The sequence below is a fragment of the Actinoallomurus acaciae genome (genome assembly GCF_042429965.1).
Taxonomy (GTDB): Bacteria; Actinomycetota; Actinomycetes; order Streptosporangiales; family Streptosporangiaceae; genus Actinoallomurus; species Actinoallomurus acaciae.
The window spans coordinates 18341-29020 of sequence record NZ_JBHLZP010000041.1; the positions used below are offsets into that span (position 1 = coordinate 18341).

Genomic DNA, 10680 nt, shown 5'->3' on the forward strand with positions numbered 1-10680 from the left:
ATTTGCACTAATACCGGCGTTGCCGAAAGATTCCCACGATCATCAGGCGTTTACACGGGTGCCATAGATCACAATTAGGGATCATCCGTGCGCGAGAATGAGGCAGGGCCTTAGGGGGAGGTGGGCGGTGATCGTTCTGGCGAACGGCCGGGTGGTCACGCGGCGACGGGTGCTGGAGCCCGGCTGGCTGAGCATCGCGGAGGGGCGGATCGTCGGCGTGGGCGTCGGTGACCCGCCGGCCGGCGGGGACGAGGTGCACGACCTGGACGGCCGTTACGTGCTGCCCGGCTTCGTCGACGTGCACATGCACGGCGGCGGTGGCGCGCAGATCACGACGGACGACCCCGACGAGATCCTGCGGGCCGTCGCGTTCCATCGCCGCCACGGAACCACCCGGACGCTGGCCAGCCTGGTCACCGACCAGCTCGATCGGATGGCCGCCTCGGTGCGCACCATCGCCGGCCTCATCCAGGACGGCGCCGCCGGCGAATCGATCGTCGGCGTCCACCTGGAGGGGCCGTTCCTCAATCCCGCCAAGCGCGGCTCACATCACGGCGAGTACCTGCTGGCACCGGACGTGACCGCGTTGCGGCACCTGCTCACCGCCGGTCAGGGCACGGTACGGGTGGTGACGCTGGCGCCGGAGCTCCCCGGGGGGATGGACCTGCTCCGCGAGACCGTCTCCCACGGCGTGATCGCCGCCGTCGGGCACACCGAGGCGACCTTCGACCAGGCACGTGACGCCTTCGCCGGCGGGGCGACGCTGGCCACTCATCTGTTCAACGCGATGCGGCACTTCCACCACCGCGACCCCGGCCCGGCCGGCGCCGCGCTGGCGAACGACGCGGTCACCTGCGAGCTGATCAACGATGGGTTCCACGTGCACGAGGACGCGGTCCGTATCGCGCTGGCCGCGGCGGGCCCGGACCGGATCGCCCTGGTCACCGACGCCACCCCCGCGGCCGGGATGACGAACGGCGACTTCCACCTCGGCCCGGTGCCGGTGTTCGCACGCGAGGGGAAGGTCACCCTGACCGACGGCACCATCGCCGGCAGCACCTTGACGATGGACGCCGCCGTTCGGCACGCGGTACGCCACGTGGGCGTCCCCATCGTCGACGCCGCGGCCGCGGCGTCGACCACGCCCGCGGCCCTGCTCGGCATCGCCGATCGCACCGGCAGCATCCAGCCCGGCAAGGACGCCGACCTCGCCGTTCTCTCCGCCGACCTGCACACCGAGGCGGTGATCGCGCGCGGTGCCCTCGTCCACGGTGCCCTGCACTAGATTGCCGGGATGACGGAGGACGCACCGCTTGAGGATTTGATCCGGGAGGGCCGTGCCGAGCCCGCCGTGCCGGCGCGGATCGGCCGTCACGACGTCCTGGTCGAGGCCGACCCGATAGGGACGAGCGTGTACCAGATCCGGGGCGGGCGCGTGCTCACGGTACGCGGCAACCGGGGCTATCGGGAGGAGATCGTCGCCGCGCTGCTGGACGCCGTGGACGACCTCGCCGACGCCGACGACCTCGGCTCGATCGTGCGGCTGCGCCCGATCGAGGTGCCGGGGTTCGCGCTGGACCGGGCCGCCCTGCTCGGGCCCGGGCATACCGACTTCTTCAAGAACACGGCGCTGGCGGACCGCGGGATGCAGGTCATTCCGGTCCACCGTTCCGAGGTCGTCGACGGTGAGGAGTCCGCGACCTTCTGGCCGGGCGTCATCGGAAAGAACCTGGCCATCCGGCACCATGACTGGACCCGCGAGCCGTCGCCGCGCGCCGACGTGCGGCGCCTGGACGACGGCGAGGGCGGGCTGTATCGGCGCCGGGGCAGCCGCAGGAGCCCGAACCCCGGAATGGTGAAGGCGGAGATGGTCCTGAATCACGACCTCCCCGGTCTGCTGAACGGCGTCCGGCTGTCCGCGATGGACGTGCGCGGCCACGATCTGCGGCTGCATCGCGAATGGGACCGGCTGCGCGGCACACTCCAGATCCCGGGCGGCTCCGAGGTCGTCGACGTGGACATCCCTCGGCTCTCGGCCTCGGCCGTCTTCGGCCCGCTGTTCGGCGGCGCCGACCTCGACGCGGACGCGCTGGCGGCGGCCTCGTCGGCACCGCCCGAGGACATGCTGGAGATCCGGGTGAACGACGCGAATCGTCGCCGGTACGACAGCGAGGACAAGCCGGCCTCTCTGGAGGAGTGCCTCGCCTGGCTGCGGGCACTGGCCCCCACCGACGGCAACTTCCTGGTCTTCGCCGGCAGGTCCGGCGGCGTCGTCCAGATGATGTGGCGGTGCGAAGCCGGGTCACCCGAGCCGCGGCTCTGGCTGGAGACGCCCGAGCCGGAGCACCGCCGCTCGCGCGGCCGCCACGTCACCCTCGACGAGGCCGAACAGATGATCACGATCCTCGCTCGCGCGGATCGGGTGGCAGTGGACGACCTCGGCGATCTCGAACATGTCCCGTTCTAGACCTCAAGGGGCGAGTTTGAGGGCGAGAACCGCCATGTCGTCCTGACGCTGTCCTCCGGTCCAGTGGGTGACGCTGCGGGCCAGGGAGTCCACCAGCTCGCGCGGGGTGGAGGTCCGGATGTGGGCGAGCCCGACGGCGGGGTCGTAGAAGGTCCCGGCCCGGTCACGGGCCTCGGTGATCCCGTCGGTCACCAGCAGGAGCGTGGCGTCCGGAGGCCAGTCGACGATGTCCGGCCGGGCCGCGCCGTCCGACGACGGCAGGTCCATACCGAGGGGAAGGCCGGGGTCGCTCGGCTCCAGCATGGCCACCTCGCCGGTCTTCAGGAGGTACGGAGCCGTGTGTCCTCGGCTGAGAAGCGACGCCTTGGCCGCGTCCGGCGCGATCTCGACGAGCAGGGCGGTGACGAAGTTCTCGAAATGATCGACCCTGCTGGGATCCGTCTCCAGGGTGAGGGCGTCGTGCAGCCGATCCGCCAGCTCCGAGAGCGTCTCCGCCCTCCCGGCCTCGTACCGGAAGGCGGCGATGACCTGGCAGACGGTGGACACCGCCGGCAGTCCCTTACCGCGGACGTCGCCGATGATCGCGCGGACTCCGAACGGCGTGGCCCGCACCGCGTACAGGTCGCCGCCGACCTGGGCCTCCGCCTGGGCCGCCTCGTAGCGGGCGGCGATCTGCAGCGAACCCAGCCGCGTCGGCGGATCCGGCAGCACGGCGCGTTGAGCCGCCTCCGCGATGTCCTGGGTGACCGCCAGGTGCCGGCTCTGCCGGTCCATCAGCCACTTGGTCCACAGCCCGATGACGCCGACCAGCACCACGATCGCCAGATCGACCAGCAGCGGCGGCGCGGGGCGGCGCAGCTGGAGATCGACTCCAACGACGACGACACCGACCACCGCGGCGGTGACGACGCTCGTCCGCCAGTGGAACAGGACGCTGGCCACGAGCGGCGCGGAGGCCAGGAAGGGCAGGCCGAGGTAGGGTTCCGGGCCGAACAGATCGGCCGCCGCACCGCCCAGAATCATCAACACCGGCACACCGCGTAGGACCACGACCGGGTTGGCGCGGATGTGCTTCATACATCCCCCAGAGAGCCAACAACATACAAAAGCCCTGGTAAGGCACAATACCCGCGCCTGGAGATGCGGTAGTCGGCCCGTTACCGGCCGCGAGCTCACTACGAAGATCGGCAGAACGGCGGACCGCCCCCGGCCGGGGGCGGTCCGCGGAGAACTCAGCCGAACAGCGCGGGCAGGGCGCCCTGGTAGACCTCGCGGAGTTCGGTCAGCGGGATGGAGAACTGGCCCTCGACGGTGAGGGAGTCGCCGCCGACCACGCCCAGGCGCCGCAGCGGCACGCGGGCGGCCTCGCACAGCTGCGCCACCCGGGCCTCGCGCTCCGGGTGCACCGCCACCACCGCGCGGGCCACCGACTCGCTGAACAGCTCCACGAACGGGTCGCCCGGCAGGGTCACCGTGCAGCCGAGGCCGCCGCGCAGGCAGGACTCCAGCAGCGCCTGGGACAGCCCGCCGTCGGACAGGTCGTGCGCGGCGTCCAGCAGGCTCTCGCGGGCGGCGTTCACCAGCACCGACGCCAGCGCGGCCTCGGCCGCCAGGTCCGGGCGCGGCGGCAGGCCGCCGAGGTGACGGAACACGACGTTCGCCCACTCCGAGCCGCCGAACTCCGGCCGGGTCTCGCCGAGCAGCAGCAGCGACATGCCCTCGACGTTGAACGAGATCTGGATCCGGCGGGTCACGTCGTCGTGGACGCCGAGCACGCCGATCACCGGCGTCGGATTGATCGGCGTGGTGCCGGTCTGGTTGTAGAAGCTGACGTTGCCGCCGGTCACCGGCACGCCGAGCGTCTGACAGGCGTCCGCGAGACCCTCGACGGCCTGCGCGAACTGCCACATCACGCCCGGGTCCTCCGGCGAACCGAAGTTGAGGCAGTTGGTGACCGCGAGCGGGCGGGCGCCGGTGGCCGCGACGTTGCGGTACGCCTCCGACAGCGCGAGCTGGGCCCCGGCGTACGGGTCGAGGCGGGCGTAGCGGCCGTTGCCGTCCGTGGCGATCGCGATGCCCTGCGGGCCGTCGCCGATGCGGACCACCCCGGCGTCGTCGGGCATCGCCAGCACGGTGTTGCCCTGGACGTACTTGTCGTACTGGGAGGTCACGAACGACTTGTCGGCGAGGTTGGGCGCGCCGGCGAGCCACATGACCGTGTCGCGCAGCTGTTCCGGCGTCGAGGGCCGGGGCAGCCTGTCCGGGCCGTCGGCCTGGAGCTGGTCGAGGTCGGCCGGTCGCTCGTACGGGCGCTCGTACACCGGGCCCTCGTCGGCGGCGGTGCCCGGCGGGATGTCGACGATCGTCTCGCCGCGCCAGGTCATGCGCAGTCGCCCGGTGTCGGTCACCGCGCCGATCACCGTCGCGGGCACGTCCCAGCGCTTGCAGAGTTCGAGGAAGCGCGCGACCTTGGCCGGCTCGACCACGGCCATCATGCGCTCCTGCGACTCGCTCATCAGGATCTCTTCGGGCCGCAGCGTCGGGTCGCGCAGCGGGACGAGGTCGAGGTTCACGTCCATGCCACCCGTGCCGGCCGCGGCCAGCTCGGTGGTGGCGCACGAGACACCGGCCGCGCCGAGGTCCTGGATGCCGACGACGAGGTCCTCGGCGAAGATCTCCATGCAGCACTCGGTGAGGAGCTTCTCCATGAACGGGTCGCCGACCTGCACCGACGGGCGCTTCTGGTGGGAGGCCTCGTCGAAGGTGGCGCTCGCCAGCACGGACGCGCCGCCGATGCCGTCCGGCCCGGTGCCCGCGCCGAACAGGATGACCTGGTTGCCCGGGCCGGGGGCGGTCGCCCGCTTGATGCCCTCCGGCTTGAGCACACCGACGCACAGGGCGTTCACCAGCGGGTTCGCGCCGTAACAGGCGTCGAAGACGATCTCACCGCCGATGTTGGGCAGGCCGAGGCAGTTGCCGTAGCCGCCGACGCCGCGCACGACGCCGTCGAGCACCCGGCGGGTGTCGGGCGCGTCCGGCGCCCCGAACCGCAGGGAGTCCATGACCGCGACCGGCCGGGCGCCCATCGACAGGATGTCGCGGACGATGCCGCCGACGCCCGTGGCCGCGCCCTGGTACGGCTCGACGTAGGACGGGTGGTTGTGCGACTCGATCTTGAAGGTGACGGCCCAGCCGTTGCCGACGTCGACGACGCCGGCGTTCTCGCCCATGCCGACGAGCAGGGCGTCGCTGTGCGGGGCCTTCTCACCGAACTTGCGCAGGTGCACCCGCGAGCTCTTGTACGAGCAGTGCTCGCTCCACATCACCGAGTAGATCGCCAGCTCGGCGGAGGTCGGCCGGCGGCCGAGAATCCGCTGGACGCGGGCGTACTCCTCGTCGTTCATGCCGAGCTCGGCGTAGGGCAGCGCGGCGTCGGGAGTCTCGGCGGCGCGCGCGACGGTGTCGACCGCGGGCCGCACCGGCTCGGTTCCGTAGGTCGTCATGCCGAGACCATCCGCTGGACCACGGAGGTGAAGAAGCCGAGGCCCTCGCTGGAGGGGCCGGTCAGGGCCTCCACGGCGTGCTCGGGGTGGGGCATCAGGCCCACGACGTTGCCCGCCTCGTTGCAGATGCCGGCGATGTCGGCCAGGGAGCCGTTGGGGTTCACGTCGACGTAGCGCGCCACGACGCGCCCGGACGACTCCAGCTCCTCCAGCGTCTCCGGGTCGGCGATGAAGCAGCCGTCGATGTTCTTGATCGGGATGACGATCTCCTGGCCTTCCTCGTACGAACGGGTCCAGTCCGTCTTGGCGTTCTCGACCCGCAGCCGCTGGGCACGGCAGACGAAGTGCAGGCTCGCGTTGCGGGTCAGCGCGCCGGGCAGCAGGTGTGATTCGCACAGGACCTGGAAGCCGTTGCAGATGCCGAGCACGGGCATGCCGCCGCGGGCGGCGTCGGCCAGGCGCTCCATCAGCGGCGCGAACCGGGCGATCGCGCCGGCACGGAGGTAATCGCCATAGGAGAAGCCGCCCGGCAGGATGACGGCGTCGACCTCGCGCAGCTCCGTCGCCGCATGCCACAGGGGCACGGGCTCGGCACCGGCCAGGCGCACCGCTCGCGCCGCGTCACGGTCATCGAGTGATCCAGGGAAGGTGATGACGCCCACGCGGGCTGTCATGGGCACACTCCGATCAAGGTGATACGGGGACGCCCGTTAGTTTATCCGGCCTCTAGCCTGCGGTTTTCAGCAGTTCGGGGTGGAGGTGCCGGGTGGAGGACTCGTCCTGCCAACTGAGACGCTTCTGAAGGTAGACGACCGTGCCGATGTCGGGGCGGCTGTCGAAGCTGACGTCGTCGACGAGAGCCTTCATGATCGTTATTCCGCGTCCGGACTCGGAGTCCGGGGGGACGCTTTTCCCGGTCTCGCCCGTGAAACCCTGCCCGCGGTCGACGATCTTGAGTACGCACTCGCCTCCGTCGATGCCGGCGATCACTTCATAGCGAGACGTCGAGTCCGCGTGCTGAACCACATTGGTGCACGCCTCCGAGATGGCGACGAGGATGTCGGCGACGCACGCCTCCGACACACCGAGTCCGCGCAGCGTGTCACCCAGGATCCGCCTGATGACCGGCACGCTGAGGGTCTCACGCGGAAGGTCGAGTGAGAACTTCATGTCTACCGGCCACCTCGTGTCGCTGTCCTTACCCCGTGACATGGGACTCGCCCCGTCTCCGTCGAAAATCTTCGAACGTTGGTAAGGCTTCCCCAGGTGAAACTGCCGTAATCGCGTCCCCGGCTATCTTTGGGCCACTATTCCGCGCGGAGTTCGAACGTTTCGATGACGGGGTTGGCGAGAAGAGTCTCCGCCATCTTGCGAACGCGTTCGGTGGCCGCCTCGTCCGCCGGCCCCTCCAACTCGATCTCGAACCGCTTGCCCTGGCGTACGCCGGTCACGCCTTCGAATCCCAGCCGGGGCAGCGCACGCGCCACGGCCTGACCCTGGGAATCGAGAATTTCCGGCTTGAGCATCACCTCGACGACGAAGCGTGCCACGACTGCCCCTCCCTGATCTGCGGATTTCGTACGGCACCGAAGCGTACGGCACGGTGCCCGGGCCTCGTCACGTCGGTGCGAGGCGCTATACATGGATCGTTCACCGCAATCTCCCCCGCCCCCGGAGCCACGGCCGATGCAGATCGATGAGCTGACCGAACCGGAACGCCTCCTCTGGGAGGCGTTCCCGCGCGGAGAGCCGGTCGACCTGTCCGGTGGCGACCACGACTTCGACAGCACGAACGCCTGGGGGCCCGAGCGCTCCGTCCGCGCCGAGGTGATCTCCGCCCTGCTCCTGGGCGCCCAGGACAACGAGCCCGGGCACGTCGCGGCGGTACGCCTGACCGGGGCGCGCATCACCGGCACGCTCAACCTCGGCCACGCCCACGTGACCGTCCCGCTCGCGCTGACCGCCTGCCAGCTCACGGACGCGCCGCACCTGTACTGGGCGCAGCTGCGCAGCGTTCACCTCATGCGCTGCCGGCTGCCGGGCCTGGTCGCCTCCGGAGCCCGCATCGACGGTCACCTGTGGCTGGAGGGCAGCCACATCTACGGCGGCGTGTGGCTGGACAGCTGCCGCATCACCGGCATCCTCAACCTCACGGCCGCGCACCTGTCCCACCCGACCGGCGACGCGCCGCTGCTCGCCGACCGGCTGATCGTGGACAACAACGTCTACTGCGACCAGGGCTTCACCGTCGAGGGCGAGGTACGCCTGCCGGGCGCGCAGGTCGGCGGCCAGCTGATCCTCCGCGGCGCGCGGCTGCGCAACCCCAAGGGCCAGGCGCTGTACGCGAGCCGGCTCTCGGTCGCGGCGAACGTCTTCTGCGACGGAGGGTTCTCCGCCGACGGCGAGATCCGCCTGCGCGGCGCGCGCATCGGCGGCTACCTCTCCCTCGTCGGCGCGTCCATCACCCACCCGGGCCGTACGGCGCTGAACTGCGACGATCTGAGCATCGAGACCGACATCTACTGCTCGGACGGCTTCCGCGCCGACGGCGCGGTCAGCCTGTCCGGCGCGCGGGTCGGCGGGCTGCTCAGCCTGCGCGGCGGCCGGATGAAGAACCCCGCCGGCGTCGCGCTCAGCCTCCAGCGGCTCCAGGCGGAGGAGGTGCTGCTGCGCCCGGCCGAGCCCATCGCCGGCACGGTCGACATGCGGTACGCCCGCATCAAGCTGCTCCGCGACGACCCGCTCTCCTGGGCGCCGCGCTACACCCTCGACGGCCTCACCTACGACACGATCGACCCGCCGCTGACCGCGGGCGAACGGCTGAAGTGGCTGGAGCGCGACGGCGACGGATACGTGCCCCAGCCGTACGAGCGGCTCGCCGAGACGTACCGCACGCTCGGCCACGACGGAGAGCGCCGGCTGGTGCTGCTCGCCAAGCAGCGCCGCCGCCGCGCCACCCAGACCGTGCCGGTGCGGGTGTGGGGGTACGTCCAGGACTGGACGGTCGGCTACGGCTACCGGCCGTTCCTGGCGGGCGCCTGGCTCATGGCACTCCTGGCGTTCGGCACGGTGATCTTCCAGCATCATCCGAAGATCACCGAGCCGGGGCACAACACCGAGTTCAACCCGTTCCTGTACACGCTCGACCTGCTCCTGCCGGTCGGCTCGCTCGGCCAGGAGGGCGAGTTCGCGCCGCACGGCGTCTACCTGTGGATATCCGACGCGCTTGTCGCGGCCGGCTTCCTCCTCGGCCTGACCGTCGCGGCCGGCGCCACCCGGGTGCTGCGGCGCGACTAGTCAGTACGGGTGGTCGAAGCGGGCGTTGCGGTGAACCACGGTCCCGTCGGGAAGAAGCTCATCCCACCCCGCGTGGTCGCCGATGATGTCTCCACCGACCCCACACCGCAACCGGCCAACCTGCCTGGGCAGTACGGCTAGTGCATCGGGTGATCGAGTCTCAGTACGTCGCCGGGCTCGCGGTGGACCGGCCACGAGGAGCCCGGATCGCCGTGACGCGCGAACGAGCTCCAGGCGGCCTGGGTGGTGTGGACGAGGTCCGCCGGCGCGGCGCCGGCGATCATGGGGGCCTCGCGCCAGGCCGGCGGCGTCCCGAAGACGAACGGCAGCTCGATGCAGTGGCAGGCGCCGAGCGGGCTGCCCGGCGGGTGCCAGTCGAACCGGTACACGTACCCGCCGTGCCCCAGGCGTGAGATGTCGCGGGCGAAGTACCGCTCGGTCACGGCGGCGGCCAGCGCGCGTGCCGGGGCGGCGTCGGACATCGCCCGCCTGGCCTCCGCGTACACCTGCTCACCGCCGAAGCCCGCGGCGAGCTCGGTGGCGGCGGCGTCATCGAGCTCGGACGGAACAGACCAGGCCAGCGCCTCGTCCCGGGTGTAACCGACCAGGCGGCCGATCTCGGCGTCGTCTCGTACGGCCGTGATCAGGTCGGCGGCGACCAGGCCGGGCTCGGCCACGAGGTGGAGCGGCGGAGCCAGGGCCAGCGGCCGGGCGGTCCGGCGTGCCAGGTCGTTCTGCGCCGCGAGCAGCCGCTCGACGGGCTCGGTGCGCAGCTGGTGCGCCTCGTCCGGCCGGAGCCCGAGAGTGTGCAGATAGCGTTCGGCCATGGCCGCGGCGTCCCCGGGGGACGCGGGCGCGACGGCGGTCGGTGTGCTCTGCAGGATGACCCGCCGAAACAGGCCTTCGGCCGGCGGCGCGGACATGAGCGCGAGCGTCATCATCGCGCCGGCCGACTGGCCGGCCAGCGTGACGGCGTCCGGGTCGCCGCCGAATGCGGCGATGTGCTCGCGGACCCAGCGCAGCGCGGCGAGGGTGTCCAGCAGGCCGAAATTCCCCCGGCCGAGGTCCTCGCCGAACTCGGCCAGAGAGAGAAAGCCCAGCGCCCCGAGCCGGTAGTTGAGCGTCACGACGACCAGGTCACCGGCCTCGGCCAGCCGGTGACCGTGGTAGCCGTCCTGCCCTCCGGAGCCGGCGGTGAAGCCGCCGCCGTGGACGAACACCAGCACGGGCCGGCGGCCGGATACGTCCGGGGTCCACACGTTGACCGACAGGCAGTCCTCGGACTGCGGCAGGCGGATCGGCCCGATGACGTGTTCGAGCCGCGACGGCGGCTGGGGCGCCGCGGGACCGATCCGGGTCGCGTCGCGGACGCCCTGCCACGGCCGCGGCGCGGCCGGGGGCGCGAACCGCGAC

At 71.4% G+C, this 10680-nt stretch carries 9 protein-coding genes; 3 read left to right on the forward strand and 6 right to left on the reverse strand.

The genetic code is table 11. The features are described from left to right. Nucleotides 1-127 precede the first annotated feature (127 nt). Both nagA and ACFFNX_RS08330 read left to right on the forward strand, forming a co-directional pair. A complete protein-coding gene (nagA, locus tag ACFFNX_RS08325) occupies nucleotides 128-1285 on the forward strand; it encodes an N-acetylglucosamine-6-phosphate deacetylase (protein ID WP_378197717.1) in 1158 nt (385 codons plus the stop codon). Nucleotides 1286-1294: 9 nt separating this feature from the next. Then, the gene (locus ACFFNX_RS08330; protein WP_378197720.1) at nucleotides 1295-2467 is read left to right on the forward strand and encodes a hypothetical protein; all 1173 of its coding nucleotides are present in this window, start codon (nucleotides 1295-1297) and stop codon (nucleotides 2465-2467) included. 3 nt (nucleotides 2468-2470) lie between these two features. Here the strand turns inward: ACFFNX_RS08330 and ACFFNX_RS08335 are convergent, their stop codons facing one another. The 5 genes from ACFFNX_RS08335 to purS all read right to left on the reverse strand — a co-directional run bounded on the left by ACFFNX_RS08335 (nucleotide 2471) and on the right by purS (nucleotide 7520). Further along, entirely contained in the window at nucleotides 2471-3544 is a 1074-nt protein-coding gene (locus ACFFNX_RS08335) for a PP2C family protein-serine/threonine phosphatase (RefSeq protein ID WP_378197722.1), read from the reverse strand. 155 nt (nucleotides 3545-3699) lie between these two features. After that, nucleotides 3700-5970, reverse strand: coding sequence for a phosphoribosylformylglycinamidine synthase subunit PurL (purL, locus tag ACFFNX_RS08340; protein ID WP_378197724.1), 2271 nt, complete (start codon nucleotides 5968-5970; stop codon nucleotides 3700-3702). Further along, nucleotides 5967-6644, reverse strand: a complete 678-nt coding sequence (gene purQ / locus ACFFNX_RS08345; RefSeq protein WP_378197726.1) for a phosphoribosylformylglycinamidine synthase subunit PurQ — start codon at nucleotides 6642-6644, stop codon at nucleotides 5967-5969. Before purQ ends, purL begins: the two co-directional genes overlap by 4 nt. Nucleotides 6645-6696: 52 nt before the next feature. Then, the gene (locus tag ACFFNX_RS08350; RefSeq protein ID WP_378197728.1) at nucleotides 6697-7140 is read right to left on the reverse strand and encodes an ATP-binding protein; all 444 of its coding nucleotides are present in this window, start codon (nucleotides 7138-7140) and stop codon (nucleotides 6697-6699) included. A 137-nt stretch (nucleotides 7141-7277) separates the two neighbouring features. After that, nucleotides 7278-7520, reverse strand: a complete 243-nt coding sequence (purS, locus tag ACFFNX_RS08355; RefSeq protein WP_285582223.1) for a phosphoribosylformylglycinamidine synthase subunit PurS — start codon at nucleotides 7518-7520, stop codon at nucleotides 7278-7280. 136 nt (nucleotides 7521-7656) lie between these two features. Between purS and ACFFNX_RS08360 the strand changes: the two genes are divergently transcribed. Further along, nucleotides 7657-9267 carry a hypothetical protein gene (locus tag ACFFNX_RS08360; protein ID WP_378197731.1) on the forward strand — a complete coding sequence of 537 codons (1611 nt, stop codon included), beginning with the start codon at nucleotides 7657-7659 and terminating at the stop codon, nucleotides 9265-9267. 137 nt (nucleotides 9268-9404) lie between these two features. Here ACFFNX_RS08360 and ACFFNX_RS08365 read toward each other — a convergent pair. After that, nucleotides 9405-10680 (reverse strand): carboxylesterase family protein (locus tag ACFFNX_RS08365; RefSeq protein WP_378197733.1); only part of this gene is annotated, 1276 nt, incomplete at its 5' end.